This window comes from Duganella hordei (assembly GCF_040369125.1).
Taxonomy (GTDB): domain Bacteria; phylum Pseudomonadota; class Gammaproteobacteria; order Burkholderiales; family Burkholderiaceae_D; genus Rugamonas; species Rugamonas hordei.
In genome coordinates, this window is record NZ_BPWI01000011.1 from 166,352 (window position 1) to 181,798 (window position 15,447).

13 protein-coding genes are annotated in these 15,447 nt (G+C 65.9%); 12 read left to right on the top strand and 1 reads right to left on the bottom strand.

What is annotated here, in order from left to right; genetic code table 11:
* From ABWW33_RS23235 to dsbD, 10 genes are all read left to right on the top strand, one after another.
* Entirely contained in the window at nt 1-717 is a 717-nt protein-coding gene (locus tag ABWW33_RS23235; RefSeq protein ID WP_176652944.1) for a glutathione S-transferase family protein, read from the top strand.
* Nucleotides 718-720: 3 nt separating this feature from the next.
* Nucleotides 721-1,974 (top strand): multifunctional CCA addition/repair protein, encoded by a 1,254-nt coding sequence (locus ABWW33_RS23240; protein WP_353403930.1) that lies wholly within the window; start codon nt 721-723, stop codon nt 1,972-1,974.
* Between the two features lie 52 nt (nt 1,975-2,026).
* A complete protein-coding gene (locus ABWW33_RS23245) occupies nt 2,027-2,704 on the top strand; it encodes a GNAT family N-acetyltransferase (RefSeq protein ID WP_176652942.1) in 678 nt (225 codons plus the stop codon).
* A gap of 76 nt (nt 2,705-2,780) precedes the next feature.
* The gene (mrtJ, locus tag ABWW33_RS23250) at nt 2,781-3,140 is read left to right on the top strand and encodes a JDVT-CTERM system glutamic-type intramembrane protease MrtJ (protein WP_353403931.1); all 360 of its coding nucleotides are present in this window, start codon (nt 2,781-2,783) and stop codon (nt 3,138-3,140) included.
* A 27-nt stretch (nt 3,141-3,167) separates the two neighbouring features.
* Nucleotides 3,168-5,333 carry a choice-of-anchor D domain-containing protein gene (locus ABWW33_RS23255; RefSeq protein WP_353403932.1) on the top strand — a complete coding sequence of 722 codons (2,166 nt, stop codon included), beginning with the start codon at nt 3,168-3,170 and terminating at the stop codon, nt 5,331-5,333.
* Between the two features lie 8 nt (nt 5,334-5,341).
* On the top strand, nt 5,342-5,830 hold the full coding sequence (locus tag ABWW33_RS23260; RefSeq protein ID WP_353403933.1) for a TlpA family protein disulfide reductase: 489 nt from the start codon (nt 5,342-5,344) through the stop codon (nt 5,828-5,830).
* On the top strand, nt 5,827-6,042 hold the full coding sequence (locus ABWW33_RS23265) for a DUF4266 domain-containing protein (RefSeq protein WP_353403934.1): 216 nt from the start codon (nt 5,827-5,829) through the stop codon (nt 6,040-6,042). Before ABWW33_RS23260 ends, ABWW33_RS23265 begins: the two co-directional genes overlap by 4 nt.
* Nucleotides 6,043-6,051: 9 nt before the next feature.
* Nucleotides 6,052-7,185 (top strand): DUF3570 domain-containing protein, encoded by a 1,134-nt coding sequence (locus tag ABWW33_RS23270; RefSeq protein ID WP_353403935.1) that lies wholly within the window; start codon nt 6,052-6,054, stop codon nt 7,183-7,185.
* Nucleotides 7,179-8,075, top strand: coding sequence for an FAD:protein FMN transferase (locus tag ABWW33_RS23275; protein WP_353403936.1), 897 nt, complete (start codon nt 7,179-7,181; stop codon nt 8,073-8,075). The genes ABWW33_RS23270 and ABWW33_RS23275 overlap by 7 nt, the downstream gene beginning before the upstream one ends.
* 20 nt (nt 8,076-8,095) lie before the next feature.
* On the top strand, nt 8,096-9,943 hold the full coding sequence (dsbD, locus tag ABWW33_RS23280) for a protein-disulfide reductase DsbD (RefSeq protein ID WP_353403937.1): 1,848 nt from the start codon (nt 8,096-8,098) through the stop codon (nt 9,941-9,943).
* On the opposite strand, the gene ABWW33_RS23285 is transcribed toward dsbD, so the two are convergent.
* On the bottom strand, nt 9,940-10,461 hold the full coding sequence (locus ABWW33_RS23285) for an Lrp/AsnC family transcriptional regulator (RefSeq protein ID WP_176652932.1): 522 nt from the start codon (nt 10,459-10,461) through the stop codon (nt 9,940-9,942). The genes dsbD and ABWW33_RS23285 overlap by 4 nt on opposite strands.
* A 125-nt stretch (nt 10,462-10,586) precedes the next feature.
* Between ABWW33_RS23285 and hppD the strand changes: the two genes are divergently transcribed.
* Nucleotides 10,587-11,705 carry a 4-hydroxyphenylpyruvate dioxygenase gene (hppD, locus tag ABWW33_RS23290; RefSeq protein WP_353403938.1) on the top strand — a complete coding sequence of 373 codons (1,119 nt, stop codon included), beginning with the start codon at nt 10,587-10,589 and terminating at the stop codon, nt 11,703-11,705.
* Between the two features lie 115 nt (nt 11,706-11,820).
* A complete protein-coding gene (locus tag ABWW33_RS23295; RefSeq protein ID WP_353403939.1) occupies nt 11,821-15,396 on the top strand; it encodes an indolepyruvate ferredoxin oxidoreductase family protein in 3,576 nt (1,191 codons plus the stop codon).
* Nucleotides 15,397-15,447: the final 51 nt, after the last annotated feature.

Here is a 15,447-nt window from a genome sequence, read left to right on the forward strand (position 1 = left end):
ATGCAGAGCACTCAACTTGATCCCAGCCTGTCGCAATCCCTGGCCGCCGCGCGCGAACCGGGCCTGACGCTCGTCATCGGCAACAAGAACTATTCGTCCTGGTCGATGCGGCCATGGGTGGCGATGACCGCCTTCGGCATACCGTTCCAGGAAGTGCGCGTGCTGCTGGACCAGCCCGACACCGCCAACCGCATCTGCGGCTACTCGGCCAGCGGCCGCGTGCCGGTGCTGCTGGCCGGCGAGATGACGATCTGGGACAGCCTGGCGATCTGCGAATACCTGGCCGAGCAATTCCAGGAACTGCACATGTGGCCGCAGGACGTGGCCGCGCGCGCGATGGCGCGCTCGATCTGCGCCGAGATGCACGGCGGCTTTTCCGACCTGCGCAACTCGATGTCGATGAATATCCGCGCCAGCTATCCGGGCAAGGGCCGCACCAACGGCACCCAGGCCGACATCGGCCGCATCAGCGAAATCTGGGAAGAATGCCTGTCGCGCTTCGGCCACCACCAGTTCCTGTTCGGCGACTTCTCGATCGCCGACGCCTACTACGCGCCGGTGGTGATGCGCTTTAAAACCTACGGCGTGGCGCTGGCGCCGGCGCTGGACGCCTACTGCCAGCGCGTGCAGGCCCATCCCGCCGTGGCCCGCTGGGTCGCCGAGGCGCTGGCCGAAACCGAAACGGCGCCCAGGCACGACGCCGAGATGCCGGATTAAGCGATGCAGATATATGTCGTCGGCGGCGCCGTTCGCGATGAGCTGCTTGGGCTGCCGGTCAAGGACCACGATCACGTCGTCGTCGGCGCCACGCCGGACGACATGCTGGCCAAGGGCTTTCGCCCGGTCGGCAAGGACTTCCCGGTGTTCCTGCATCCGGACACGCAGGAGGAATACGCGCTGGCCCGCACCGAGCGCAAGACGGCGCCCGGCTACAAGGGCTTCGTGTTCCATACTTCGCCCGACGTCACGCTGGAAGACGACCTGGTACGGCGCGACCTGACCATCAACGCCATCGCCCGCGCCGGCGACGGCACGCTGACCGACCCGTACGGCGGCCGGCGCGATATCGAGGCGCGCATCTTCCGTCACGTGTCCGACGCCTTTGCCGAAGACCCGGTGCGCATTTTGCGCGTGGCGCGTTTCGCCTCGCGCTTCAGCGATTTCCGCGTCGCCCCCGAAACCAACGCGCTGATGAGGCGGATGGTGGAGCAGGGCGAGGTCGACGCGCTGGTGCCGGAGCGCGTGTGGCAGGAACTGGCGCGCGGCCTGATGGAGGCCAGGCCGTCGCGCATGCTGGAGGTGCTGCGCGACTGCGGTGCGCTGGCGCGCATCCTGCCGGAACTGGACGTGCTGTGGGGTGTGCCGCAGCCGGAGAAATGGCATCCCGAGATCGACACCGGCCTGCACATGTTGCAGGTGATCGATTGCGCGGCGGAGGCGGGGCTGGAGCTGCCGACGCGCTTCGCCTGCCTGATGCACGACCTGGGCAAGGGCGTCACACCGTCCGGAAGCTGGCCGGCCCACCATGGCCACGAGGGCATGGGCGTCAAGCTGGTCGAACAGGTGTGCAAGCGCCTGAAGGTGCCGACCGAGTGCCGCGACCTGGCCGTGATGACGGCGCGCGAGCACGGCAACGTCGGCCGCGCCCTGCAGCTGCGGGCCAACACCATCGTCAAGCTGCTCGAGCGCTGCGACGCCTTCCGCAAGCCCGCCCGCTTTGTGCAGATGCTGCTGGCGACCGAATGCGACTCGCGCGGCCGCATCGGCCCGCAGGCCAGCTATCGCGACGCGCCGTTTCCGCAGAAGGCGTGGCTGGAGAACGCCATGGCGGCGGCGCGCGGCGTCAACGCCGGCGAGATCGCCCAGGCCAGCGCCGCGGCGCCGCAGCGCATCCCCGAACTGGTGCACAACGCCCGGGTCAGCGCCGTGAAGGCGGCGCTGCCGGTGTCCGACGCTCCCGGCACGGACGGATAAAGAAGGGTACAATTGATCGTATGTTGCACTGCACCATAATTATTTGGCAAGTATGAACTCGATCGATCTGTTCCAAAATCCGCTGCGCCGCTGGGGCAAGCACAAAGACGACAAGCGTCGTCCGACGGTGCTCGTCAAGGAGCTGCACGAGCGCGACCGGCGGCGCATGGTCAAGCACTTCCTCGGCCTGGAGAGCGGCGACCGCCTGCTGCGCTTCGGCACCGTGCTGCCGGACGAGCAGGTCGAGAACTACGTCAACCGCATCGATTTCTCGCGCGACATGGTGTTCGGCGTGTACAACCGCATGTTCAAGCTGGTGGCGGTGGGCCACCTGGCGTTCGCGCCGCGCGATGAATCCAGGAGCGCCGTCACCGAGAAGGAGAGGGTGGCGGAGTTCGGGGTGTCGGTCAGCAAATCGGCGCGCGGCATGGGCATCGGTTCCAGGCTGTTCGAGCGCGCCGCCATCCACTGCCGCAACAACGACGTCGACACGCTGTATATGCACTGCCTGTCGTCCAACAAGACGATGATGCACATCGCCAAAAAGGCCGGGATGGAAATCCATCGCGACCACGGCGAGGCCGATGCCTATCTCAAACTGCCGCCGGCCAATCCGGCCAGCATGCTGCAGGAAGCGCTGGACGAGCAGTTCGCCACGCTGGACTACACCCTCAAAGCCAACAAGCGCATCGCCGCCAAGTGGTTCGACCGCCTTACCGGTCGCAAATAAATCTCCTGCCGCTAGAACCTTTGCTGCCGGACCGGGAATGAACGGTCCGACAAGATACGCAATCGGCGGCAAATCCATGACGTTAATCTCACACTTATGCAGCGCGCAGCTGCAGGCCCCGGACTTTGGCGCCTGTGTGCGCCTGCTGTTGCTAGCGCCTGCGCTGGAGGAGTGCGTGGTGCGCGCCGGCCTGCAGGAATGGATGATGCGGCAGGTGGCGGATGGCGGCATGCACGTTCCGCAAGCCGCGCCGGTGCTGGCGTCGACGGCGGTTTTCGGCCTGCTGCACCTGGGCGCCGGCTGGCAGCAGGCGCTGGCGGTGCTGGCGCCGGGCCTGGCGCTGGCGCTGTTGTACCAACGCACCCGCAGCTGGCACTGGTGCGCGCTGGTCCATAGCGGCATGAATGCCTTTGCGATATCTGTCTGCGGTTTATAGATCACGATCAACCTTCTGGAGAATGGCATGGCAAAGGGTATTGGAATACGGTGGATAACCGTGCTGCTGGCGGTGGCGACGAATCTGGCGGCGAGTCTGGCGAGTTCAGCCCTCGCGGCCGACGCCTTGAACGGCAAGAGTCTTTATCTGAACGGGCCGGTTTCCGGCGGCGCCAGTTGCGCATCCTGCCACGGCGCCTCGCCGGCCAGTAATGTCAACGGCATACTGGCGGCGGCCAATCAGCCTTCGGTCATCTCCAATGCCTTCGCCGCCAACCAGGGCGGCATGGGTAGTCTGTTCAACGGCAAATTCAGCGCGGCGGAACTGGCCGATCTGGCGGCCTTCATCGGCAATCCGAATGTGGTGGCAGCGCCTGCGGCCTCGCTGGCCCCGTCCAGCCTGACCTTCAGCGGCACCAGCATCGGCCAGACCGCCGGCCCGCTGGCGGCTACCCTGAGCAACACCGGCAACGCCGCGCTCAATATTGGCACCATCTCGATCGGCGGCACCGCCGCTGGCGACTTCCTGCTGGCCGGCGGCACCTGCGCCAACGGCGCGGCCATCGCGGCCGGCGGCAGCTGCACCGTGCAAGCCAGCTTCAAGCCGACCGCCGCCGGCGCGCGCGCAGCGTCGCTGACCGTCACCCACAACGCCGCCGGTGGCAGCAGCAGCGTCGCCCTCAGCGGTACCGGCAACAGCACGCCGCAGGCGACCATCGCGCTGTCCGCGGCCAGCGTCAATTTCGGCACCTTGCTGACCGGATCGCCGTCGACGGTATCGGCTATCACGGTCAGTAACAGCGGCCAGGCCGCGCTGACATTCACTTCCATCGCGCTGGGCGGCGCCAACGCCGGCATCATCACGCTCGGCGGCTCCTGTGCTGTCGCCACGCCGGTTGCGGCCGGCGCCAGCTGCACGGTGACGCTGCAGGCGTTGCCGGTTGCGGCCGGCGCCTTCTCCGCCAGCCTGACGCTGGCCTCCAACGCGTCCAACGGCAGCGCCACGGTCGGAGTCTCCGGTAGCGCCGCCGCACCGGCGCCGGCGTTGACCGCGACACCATCGGCGATCGCCTTCGGTGCGCAGACTGTGGGTACCGCAGCGACGTCGCAGACGGTCACGCTGGTCAATACCGGCAACGTCGCCGTCGGCATCAGCAAGATCGCGCTGACCGGCGCCACCAGCTTGAGCCTGGGCGCCAACGATTGCGGCTTCGGCCTGGTCATCGGCGCCAGCTGCACGATATCGGTGCGCTTCGCGCCAACGACGGAAGGTGCCGCCAGCGGCGCGTTGACGGTGACTTCTACCGCGCCTGCGCTGCAGGTGAACATCAGCGGCACAGGCACCAAGCAGGCGACCGCCGTGCCCGCGCTGTCCGAAACCGGCCCTGTCTCCTTCGCCGATACGCAAGTCGGCAGCAGCGCCGCCGCCCACACGACGACCCTGAGCAACAGCGGCAACGCCGCACTGACCATATCGACGCTGACGCTGGGCGGCAACCAGCCGGGCGACTTCGTCGTCGGCGGTACCTGCGCGGCCAATGGCGTGGTTGCGCCGGGCGCCAGCTGCACCGTCACCACGGCGTTCAAGCCGGTTGCTCCAGGCGCGCGCAGCGCCGATCTGCTGCTGGTGACCGATAGCGGCACCCAGTTCCACCTGGCGCTGAACGGCAACGGCGTCGCCGTCGCCATCAGCACGCCATCGCTGACTATCGCCCCACAAAGCTTCGACTTCGGCTCGGTCGCCGTTGGCGGTGCGGCGCCGACACGTCGTTTCACGCTGACCAACAGCGGCAGCGCGGCTCTGACCTTGGCCAGCGCCGCCTACACAGGCCCGTTTGCCGCCGTCGCCGACAGCACCGGCTGCGCAGCCTTCCCGCTCACGCTGGCGCCGGGCGCATCTTGCGACCTGGTGGTGAGCTACACCCCGGTCAATGCCGGCGCCAGCAGCGGCAGCGCGGTGATCCAGTCAAATGTCGCCGGCAGCAGCTGGAGCATCGCACTGAACGGCCAGGGTACCGCAGCGGCTACGTCCAACAATGCCGCACCGTCGAATCACGGCGGCGGAGGTTGCTCAATGGCGACGGACGTCACCGACCCCATGATGGTCGTGCTGATTCTGGTGGCGCTGGTCGTCATCGGCTGGCGCCGCCGGCGTCCTCTGAATCAACATTCAAGCCATCGGAATCTGAAATGACATCGAAAATGAAATCAATCGCACTGTTGTTTGCCGCTGTGGCGGCGGCATCCCCGGCCTTTGCGCTGGAAAAGGGCGCTGCCGCACCGCAGTTCGACCTGCAAGGCCTGGAAGGCGCGGTGAAACTGGCCAAGCTGCAGGGCAAGCTGGTATACGTGGACTTCTGGGCCTCCTGGTGCGGACCGTGCCGCCAATCCTTCCCATGGATGAACGAGATGCAGGCGAAGTACGGCGCCAAGGGCCTGCAGATCGTCGGCATCAACCTCGACGCTAACAGCGCCGACGCGCGCCAGTTCCTGGCGGCGACGCCGGCGCGCTTCAGCATCGCCTTCGATCCGCAGGGCGCAACCCCGCGCAACTACGGCATCAAGGGCATGCCGAGCAGCGTGTTGATCGGCCCTGACGGCAAGGTGCTGCTGGAGCACTCGGGTTTCCGCGAAGCCGACCGTGCCGACCTTGAAGCAAAAATCCAGACCGCGCTGGGAGCCGTCAAATGAAGGCGATACTGTTGATCGTCCTGGCGGCCGGCCTGTCCGGCTGCGCCTCGCTCGGCAATGTGCAGCCGTGGGAAAAGGGCACGCTGGCGCGCTCCGAAATGACCTTCGGCGACAGCCACCTGTTCAACCGCTTCGACGAGCATATCTACACCAGCCGCGAGGCGTCCGCCGGCGGCGCCGGTGTGGGTGGCGGCGGCTGCGGCTGCAATTAAGGGAACACCATGACTGAAAAAGATTCCAACCGCAGCCTGGCCGCCTCCATCATGGCGGCCGCGCTGATGCTGCCCGGCGTGCAGGCGCACGCCGAGACGCCGCCGGCCAACGGCAGCATCTCGCTGGGCTACCTGGATTACAAGGACAGCCAGTCCGGGCTGGACCGGATCACCGTGCATTCGCCGTCGGTGGCGATCGTGGCGCCGGTCGCCGGCGTGTGGAGCATCGGCGCGTCGCTGGTGTCGGACGACGTGTCGGGCGCCTCGCCGCGTTATCACACGGCCGTCTCCGGCGCGTCGCACATGCAGGACCACCGCACGGCCGGCGATGCCTCCGTCACCCGCTACTTCGAGCGTGGCAGCGTGACCGTGGGCGCGGCCTACTCGACCGAGCATGATTATGTGTCGCGCGCCTTGTCGCTGCAGGGCAGCTACGAAAGCGAGAACAAGAACACCACCTGGACCGTCGGCGTCGGCCATGCCGACGACCGCATCGATCCGGTCAACCGTATCGTCAGCAACGAAAAGAAGCGCACCACCAATGTGCTGTTGGGCGTCACCCAGGTGCTGACGACGAACGATATCGCCCAGCTGACGCTGACGCACAGCGCGGGGGAAGGTTATTTCTCCGATCCGTACAAGTCGCTGGACAACCGTCCGCGCAGCCGCGACGAGAGCACCTTGCTGGCGCGCTGGAATCATCATCTGGCGTCGACCGGCGGCACCAGCAGGCTGTCGTACCGCTACTATCGCGACAGCTTCGGCGTGCGCGGGCATACGCTGGGCGAGGAGTATGTGCAGCCGCTGTCGGACGGCTGGACCGTGACGCCGGAAGTACGCCTGTACACGCAGAGCGCGGCCAGCTTCTATTATGATCCGGTCTACGATACGCGTCTCGGCGCGCCGTTCCCGCCGGGGTATAACGGCAGCGGCTACATGTCCGCCGACCAGCGCCTGTCCGGCTTCGGCGCGGTGACGCTGGCGCTCAAGGTCAGCAAGCAGCTGGACAAACTGTGGTCGGTCGACGTCAAGGTGTCGGCCTACCAGCAGCGCGGCAGCTGGCGCCTGTTCCATGAAGGCAGCCCGGGACTGGACGCGTTCCGCGCGCAGACGATACAGATAGGGATCAACCGGCAATGGTAGAGGCGATACACCGCACCACGTTTGACGCAATGGCGAGCCGCTGCGAGCTGCGCATCGGCGCACCCGATGCGCAGGCGGCCGAGCGCCTGGCGCAGCAGGCCATTGCCGAGGTGCGGCGTATCGAAACCAAGTATTCGCGCTATCGGCCGGACAGCATCGTCTCGCGCATCAACGCGGCGGCGGGCGGCGAGGTGGTGCATTGCGACGACGAGACCATGTCGCTGATGAACTACGCGGCGGCCTTGCACGGCGCCAGCGACGGGCTGTTCGACATCACCTCCGGCGTGCTGCGGCGGGCCTGGGATTTTCGCCAGCCGAAAGTGCCGGCGGCCCAGGTACTGCAGCCTTTGCTGGCGCTGGTCGGCTGGTCCAAGGTGGAGTGCGGCGGACAGGACGTGCGTCTGCGGCAGGCCGGCATGGAGATCGATTTCGGCGGCTTCGGCAAGGAGTATGCGGCGGACCGCGCGGCGGCGTTGCTGGCCGATGCCGGCGTCAGGCACGGCTACGTGAACCTGGGCGGCGACATGCGCTTCATCGGGCCCGACCTGGACGGACGTCCATGGAGCATCGGCATCCAGGACCCGCGCGATCCGGATGGCGTGATCGCCAGCATCCCGATCAGCAGCGGTGCGCTGGCGACCAGCGGCGACTACGAGCGTTTCTTCGAGATCGACGGGCGGCGCTACTGCCACATCCTCGACCCGCGCGACGGCATGCCTGTGCGCTACTGGCGCTCGGTCAGCGTGCTGGCGCCGATGGCGATTGCGGCCGGCAGCTGTTCGACCATCACGATGTTGAAGCAGCGGGATGGAGTGGATTTTTTGAATGCGTCTGAAATGGGGTATCTGGCTGTGGACGACCAGGGGCAGATGCTGTTCAAGGATATTTGATCATGGTGGATTTTATGAGCATGCGGAATTTAAGAGTACGGCTGTTGGCGCTGTTGGTGGCCTTGTTCGCGTTGATGGCCGGCGCGGCGAGGGCGGACGATTTCCTGGAGCCGGACCAGGCATTCCAGCTGAAGGGTGAGCTGGTCGACGCGCACACGGTGCGGTTGACGTGGGCGATCGCCAGGGGGTATCACCTGTACCGGGACCGCTTGAGCTTCAAGTCGGCCGGGTCCGAGGTGAGCGCGCCGGCGCTGCCCGCGGGGCTGCGCAAGTTCGACACCAACTTCAACAAGGAGATGGAGACGTACCAGGGCAGCCTGGTGGTCAACCTGCCGGTCGCGGCGACGGCGGCGTTCACGCTGCAAGTCGGCTATCAGGGCTGTGCGGATGCGGGGCTGTGCTATTCGCCGGCGACGCAGAGTTATCGTGTGGACCCGGCGGCGCCGGGCGCGCTGACGGCGGTCGATGCGCCGGCCGCCGCTTCATCGCCGGCGGCGCCGGCAGCGGCACAGGCAACGACACCAGCACCGGTATCGGCACCCGCCGCCGGCGCAGCCGTGCTCGAGGACGACAGCTCGCTGGCGCAGCGCACGCTGCAAAGCGGCAGCGCCTGGCGCATCGGCCTGGCCTTCCTGGTCTTCGGCCTGCTGCTGTCGTTCACGCCATGCGTGCTGCCGATGGTGCCCATTCTCTCCTCGATCATCGTCGGCGAGGGCACGGTATCGCGCGGCCGCGGTTTCTCGCTGGCGCTGGCTTATTGCCTCGGCATGGCGCTGGTCTACACCTCGCTCGGCGTGGGCGCAGGCCTTGCTGGCGAAGGCCTGGCCGGAGCGCTGCAAAAGCCGTGGGTGCTGCTGACCTTTGGCGCGCTGCTGGTTGGCCTGGCGCTGTCGATGTTCGACGTCTACCAGTTGCAGCTGCCGAGCGCCCTGCAGAGCCGCCTGAGCGAAACCAGCGGCAGCATGGGCGGCGGACGCTTCGCCGGCGTGTTCGTGATGGGCGCGTTATCGGCGCTGATCGTCGGCCCGTGCGTGGCCGGCCCGCTGGCCGGCGCGCTGCTCTACATCAGCCAGACGCGCAACGTCTGGACCGGCGGCTGGGCGCTGTTCTCGATGGCGGTCGGCATGAGCGTGCCGCTGCTGCTGACGGGGATCTCGGCCGGCAGCCTGCTGCCGCGCGCCGGCGCCTGGATGAACGGCGTTAAAAAGATCTTCGGCCTGCTGCTGATCGCCGTCGCCATCTGGATGGTCACGCCGGTGTTCCCGGTCACGGTGGCGATGGCGCTGTGGGGGATGTTCGCGTTGCTGTGCGCGATGTTCCTGCACGTGTTCGAAGCGATACCGAAAGGCGCCGGCCTGCGCACCTATGCCGGCAAGACGCTGGGCCTGGCCGCGCTGCTGGTCGGCCTGTTCGAGCTGACCGGCGCCGCCAGCGCCGGCCGCGACGTGCTGCAGCCGCTGGGTCACCTGGGCCTGGCCCGTTCGGAAAGCCCGGCGTCGGGCGCCGAGGGCGAGATCAAATTCAGCCGCATCAAGACGGTGGCCGAGCTGGATCAGGTGCTGGCCACCAGCACCACGCCGGTGATGCTGGACTTCTACGCCGACTGGTGCGTGTCGTGCAAGGAGATGGAGCGCTTCACGTTCTCGCAGCCGGCCGTCAGCGGCAAGCTGAAACAGGTGCGCCTGATCCAGGTCGACGTCACCGCCAACAGCGCCGACGACAGGGCGCTGATGAAGCGCTTCGGCCTGTTCGGCCCTCCGGGCATCATCCTGTTCAACGGCGGCAAGGAAATTCCCAACAGCCGCATCATCGGCTTCCTGGCGGCCGATCCCTTCCTGCAGCACCTGGGCCGCCATCTCACTTCTTAAACCAGCGGCAGCGCCGTGGTGTCCTTGATGCGCTGCAGGGCGAACGAGGATTTCACGTCCAGCACGGCGGGGTGGCGCAGCAGCGTCGCCATCATGAAGCGCGAGAAGTGGTCCATGTCCTCGACGTGCACGCGCAGCAGGTAGTCCATCTCGCCGGTCATCGCGTAGCAAGCCACCACTTCCGGCCACTGCTCCACCGACACCGCGAAATCGGCGCGCGGCGAGGCCGGCGCGTTGGCCGCGCCCAGCGCGCGCGCGTTGCTGTGCGCCGCCGCGTCGCTGTGCTTCTCCAGCCGCACGTTGACATAGGCCAGCAGCCCCAGGCCGATCTTGTCCGGGTCCAGCAATGCCACGTACTGGCGGATCACGCCGGCCTCTTCCAGCCGCTTGATGCGGCGCAGGCAAGGCGACGGCGACAAGGCCACCAACTCCGCCACATCCTGGTTCGACAGCCGCCCATCGGCCTGCAATATTGACAAAATCTTACGGTCGGTTTTGTCCAGCGCAATCTTGGTCATAAATGCCTCATAAATTCCCGGTTCAGGCAATATTATTGCTCAAAATGGCCGTCCGTGGGAATTGTTTGCAATTTAATGCTGGTGAAGCGGGACTATACTGTGCGCTAATTCATAAGGAGACTCGCATGCAATTTACGCCTTGGGACAACCCGATGGGTACCGATGGTTTTGAGTTTGTCGAATACGCCGCGCCGGACCCAAAAGCGTTGGGTGCGCTGTTCGAGAAAATGGGTTTTATCGCTATCGCCCGCCACCGCCATAAGGATGTGACCCTGTATCGCCAGGGCGGCATCAACTTCATCATCAACGCCGAGCAGGACTCCTTCGCCCAGCGCTTCGCCCGCCATCACGGCCCGTCCGTCTGCGCCATCGCGATCCGCGTGCAGGATTCCGCCGCCGCCTACAAGCGCGCGCTGGACATGGGCGCCTGGGGCTTCGACAACAAGACCGGCCCGATGGAGCTGAACATCCCCGCCATCAAGGGCGTGGGCGATTCGCTGATCTACCTGGTCGACCGCTGGCACGGCAAGAACGGCGGCGAGAAGGGCTCGATCGGCGACATCAGCATCTACGACGTCGACTTCGTCGCCATCCCCGGCGCGGAAGCCAATCCGGTCGGCCACGGCCTGACCTACATCGACCACCTGACCAACAACGTCCATCGCGGCCGCATGAAGGAATGGGCGGACTTCTACGAGAAGATGTTCAACTTCCGCGAAGTGCGCTATTTCGACATCGAAGGCAAGCTGACCGGCCTGAAGTCGAAGGCCATGACTTCGCCGTGCGGCAAGGTGCGCATCCCGATCAACGAATCGTCGGACGACAAGTCGCAGATCGCCGAATACCTGGACGAATACCACGGCGAAGGCATCCAGCACATCGCGCTGGGCACCGACGACATCTATTCGTCGGTCGAAGGCATGAAGGGCACCGGCATCGCCTTCCAGGACACCATCGAGACCTACTACGAGCTGGTTAACCGCCGCCTGCCGAACCACGGCGAGCGCCTGGAAGACCTGCGCCGCCTGCGTATCCTGATCGACGGCCACAGCAGCGAGAACGAACGCGAACTGCTGCTGCAGATCTTCAGCCAGAACGTCATCGGTCCGATCTTCTTCGAGATCATCCAGCGCAAGGGCGACCAGGGCTTCGGCGAGGGCAACTTCCGCGCGTTGTTCGAATCCATCGAACTGGACCAGATCAAGCGCGGCGTATTGCAGGATCCAAGCAAGACGCCGGCATAAGGAATATAGTTTAGAAAGCCGCCGCCAACACCGCAAAGAACGGTGCGGCGGCCAGTGCGCGGCAGAGCCCATCCGGCCCTGTCGCGCGTAGCACTTTGAGAATATTGGAGACGCAATGAACGCACCTCATAAGGGTACGCAGCTGGAGCCGGGCACACCCTCGGACGAAATTTCCCTGGACGACAAGTGGACGCTGGAACGCGGCCGCGCCTTCATGACCGGCACGCAGGCGCTGATCCGCCTGCCGATGATGCAGCGCGAGCGCGACGTCAAGGCCGGCCTGAACACCGCCGGCTACATCACCGGCTATCGCGGCTCGCCGGTCACCAGCGTCGACATGACGGCCATGAAGGCCAAGAAGTATCTCGACGCGCACCACGTCAAGTTCCATCCCGGGATGAACGAGGACCTGGCCGCGACCGCCGTCTGGGGCACGCAGCAAACCAATCTGTTCAAGGACGCCAAATACGACGGCGTGTTCTCCATGTGGTACGGCAAAGGCCCCGGCGTCGACCGCTGCGGCGACGTGTTCAAGCACGCCAACAACGCCGGCTCCGCCAAGCACGGCGGCGTGCTGGTATTGGCCGGCGACGACCACGCCGCCAAGTCCTCGTCCACCGCGCACCAGTCGGACCACATCCTCAACGCCTGCGGCATTCCGGTGCTGTACCCGTCGTCGGTGCAGGAATACATCGACTACGGCCTGCACGCCTGGGCCATGAGCCGCTACACCGGCCTGTGGGTGTCGATGAAGTGCGTGACCGACATCATCGAATCCGGCGCGGTGGTGGACTTCGACCCGGACCGCGTGCAGATCAACCTGCCGACCGACTTCGAGCTGCCGGCCGGCGGCCTGAATATCCGCTGGCCGGACACCGTGCTCGATATGGAAGTGCGGATGAACAGCTACAAGTGGTACGCCGCGCTGGCCTACTGCCGCGCGAACAAGCTCAATAAAATCATCTGGGACAGCCCGAAGCCGAAGATCGGCATCATCACCGCCGGCAAATCCTACCTGGACACGCGCCAGGCGCTGGCAGACCTGGGCATCGACGAGCAGGCCGCCGCCGACATCGGCATCCGCCTGTACAAGATCGGCATGACCTGGCCGCTGGAAGCGGACGGCGTGCACGAATTCGCCAAGGGCCTGGACGAGATCCTGGTGGTGGAGGAAAAGCGCCAGATCCTCGAGTACGCGCTGAAGGAAGAACTGTACAACCTGCCGGACGGCGAACGCCCGCGCGTGGTCGGCAAGTTCGACGACACCGGCGAGTGGAGCAACAAGGGCAAGACCGGCCACGGCGACTGGCTGCTGCCGGCCACCTATGAACTGAACCCGGCGCAGATCGCCCGCGCCATCGCCTCGCGCATCGCCCACTACTGCGCCGGCCATCCGGTGGCCAAGCGGGTGCAGGAGCGCGTCGCCTTCCTCGAGGCGAAAGAGCTGGCGCTGAAGACGCTGCCGACCAAGTCCAATCCGGACACCGACCGCACGCCGTACTTCTGCTCCGGCTGTCCGCACAACTCGTCGACCAAGGTGCCGGAAGGTTCGCGCGCGCTGGCCGGCATCGGCTGCCACTACATGGTGCTGTGGATGGACCGCGAGACCTCGACCTTCACCCACATGGGTGCGGAGGGCGTCACCTGGGTAGGCCAGGCGCCGTTCACCAACGAGAAGCACGTGTTCACCAACTTGGGCGACGGCACCTACTTCCACTCCGGGATTCTGGCGATCCGCGCGGCGGTGGCGGCCAAGGTCAACATCACCTACAAGATCCTGTTCAACGACGCGGTCGCGATGACCGGCGGCCAGACCTTCGACGGTCCGCTCGATCCGGGCATGATCTCGCGCCAGATCGCGGCCGAAGGCGTGGGTCCTATCATCGTCGTCACCGACGAGCCGGAAAAATACCCGTCCGACTACAAGTGGGCCGAAGGCGTCACCGTGCGCCACCGCAGCGAGTTGATGGACGTGCAGCGCGAACTGCGCGACAAGCCGGGCGTGTCGGCGATGATCTACGACCAGACCTGCGCCTCCGAGAAGCGCCGCCGCCGGAAACGCAACGAGTATCCTGATCCGGCGAAACGCGCCGTCATCAACGAAGCCGTCTGCGAAGGCTGCGGCGACTGCTCCGTGCAGTCGAACTGCCTGTCGGTGGAGCCGCTGGAAACGGACCTGGGCCGCAAGCGCCAGATCAACCAGTCGTCCTGCAACAAGGACTTCTCGTGCACCACCGGTTTCTGCCCGAGCTTCGTGACGGTGGAAGGCGGCGCGCTGAAGAAGCCGAAGAAAGCCGCAGTGGGCGAAGGCCCGCAAGCGGTCCTGCCGATGCCGACGCTGCCGTCGACCGCGACGCCTTACGGCATCCTGATCACCGGCATCGGCGGCACCGGCGTGGTCACCGTCGGCCAGATCCTGGCCGTGGCGGCGCACGTCGAAGGCAAGGGCGCCATCGTGCTGGACATGAGCGGCCTGGCCCAGAAGGGCGGTCCGGTGATGTCGCACGTGCGCCTGGCCGACAAGCAGGCCGATCTGCACTCGACCCGCGTCGGCACCGGCAGCGCCGACCTGGTGATTGGCTGCGACCTGATCGTCACCGCCTCGCGCGACGCCTTGTCCCGCATGGGCGAGGGCCGTACGCATGCGATGATCAACTCGACCGGTTCGTCGACCGCAGCCTTCGTCAAGAATCCGGACTGGCAGTTCCCTGACGCCAGTTCGCGCGGCGAGATCGTGCGCGCCTGCGGCAACGAGCTGGTGGACTTCGTCGATGCCGGCCAGATCGCCACCGCGCTGATGGGCGACTCGATCGCCACCAATATGTTCATGCTGGGTTACGCCTTCCAGAAAGGCCATGTGCCGCTGAGCGAAGCGTCGATCGTCAAGGCGATCGAGCTGAATGGCGTGTCGGTGGGCTTCAACAAGTCCGCCTTCAACTGGGGCCGTACCGCCGCCCACGATCTGGGCTCGGTCACCAAGCTGACCACGCCTGCGAAAGTGATCGAGTTCAAGCGCATCCAGACGCTCGACGACATCGTCAGCCGGCGCGTCGAGCTGCTGACCGCCTACCAGGACGCGAATTATGCTAAACAGTATAAATCGTTTGTCGACCAGGTCCGCGCGGAAGAGGCCAAGCTGGGCAAGGGCACCCGCCTGAGCGAAGCCGTGGCGCGCTACTACTACAAGCTGATGGCGTACAAGGACGAGTATGAAGTCGCCCGCCTGTACACGGACGGCGCATTCCAGCAGAAGATCGCCGGCATGTTCGAAGGCGACATCAAGCTGAAGTTCCACCTGGCGCCGCCGCTGCTGGCCAAGCATGATTCCAAGGGCCAACTGATCAAGCAGGAATTCGGTCCGTGGATGATGAAGGCGTTCGGCGTGCTGGCGAAATTCAAGGGCCTGCGCGGCAGCGCGCTGGATATCTTCGGCTACACGGCGGAGCGCAAGATGGAACGCGCACTGATCGGCGAATACCGCCAGACCGTGTCGTCGCTGCTGCCGAAGCTGACGGCGGAGAACCTGGCGCAGGCGGTGGCCATCGCCAGCATCCCTGAAGACATCCGCGGCTACGGCCACGTCAAGGAGCGTCACTTCAAGGCGGCCAAGGCGAAGGAAGCCACGCTGCTGGCGGCCTTCGGCAAGCCGGCCACGCCGGCGCCGGCCGACAGCCACACGCACGCCGCGTAACACGCATCGCTGTCGACTGAAAACGGCCCCTCGCGGGGCCGTTTTCTTATC

What these genes read in the sequence shown, in the direction of transcription:
- ABWW33_RS23240 (WP_353403930.1), top strand. Translation starts at nt 721, where the DNA reads ATGCAGATATATGTCGTCGGCGGCGCCGTTCGCGATGAGCTGCTTGGG.
- mrtJ (WP_353403931.1), top strand. Translation starts at nt 2,781, where the DNA reads ATGACGTTAATCTCACACTTATGCAGCGCGCAGCTGCAGGCCCCGGAC.
- ABWW33_RS23275 (WP_353403936.1), top strand. Translation starts at nt 7,179, where the DNA reads ATGGTAGAGGCGATACACCGCACCACGTTTGACGCAATGGCGAGCCGC.
- ABWW33_RS23235 (WP_176652944.1), top strand. Translation starts at nt 1, where the DNA reads ATGCAGAGCACTCAACTTGATCCCAGCCTGTCGCAATCCCTGGCCGCC.
- ABWW33_RS23295 (WP_353403939.1), top strand. Translation starts at nt 11,821, where the DNA reads ATGAACGCACCTCATAAGGGTACGCAGCTGGAGCCGGGCACACCCTCG.
- ABWW33_RS23245 (WP_176652942.1), top strand. Translation starts at nt 2,027, where the DNA reads ATGAACTCGATCGATCTGTTCCAAAATCCGCTGCGCCGCTGGGGCAAG.
- ABWW33_RS23260 (WP_353403933.1), top strand. Translation starts at nt 5,342, where the DNA reads ATGAAATCAATCGCACTGTTGTTTGCCGCTGTGGCGGCGGCATCCCCG.
- dsbD (WP_353403937.1), top strand. Translation starts at nt 8,096, where the DNA reads ATGCGGAATTTAAGAGTACGGCTGTTGGCGCTGTTGGTGGCCTTGTTC.
- ABWW33_RS23285 (WP_176652932.1), bottom strand. Translation starts at nt 10,461, where the DNA reads ATGACCAAGATTGCGCTGGACAAAACCGACCGTAAGATTTTGTCAATA.
- ABWW33_RS23265 (WP_353403934.1), top strand. Translation starts at nt 5,827, where the DNA reads ATGAAGGCGATACTGTTGATCGTCCTGGCGGCCGGCCTGTCCGGCTGC.
- hppD (WP_353403938.1), top strand. Translation starts at nt 10,587, where the DNA reads ATGCAATTTACGCCTTGGGACAACCCGATGGGTACCGATGGTTTTGAG.
- ABWW33_RS23270 (WP_353403935.1), top strand. Translation starts at nt 6,052, where the DNA reads ATGACTGAAAAAGATTCCAACCGCAGCCTGGCCGCCTCCATCATGGCG.
- ABWW33_RS23255 (WP_353403932.1), top strand. Translation starts at nt 3,168, where the DNA reads ATGGCAAAGGGTATTGGAATACGGTGGATAACCGTGCTGCTGGCGGTG.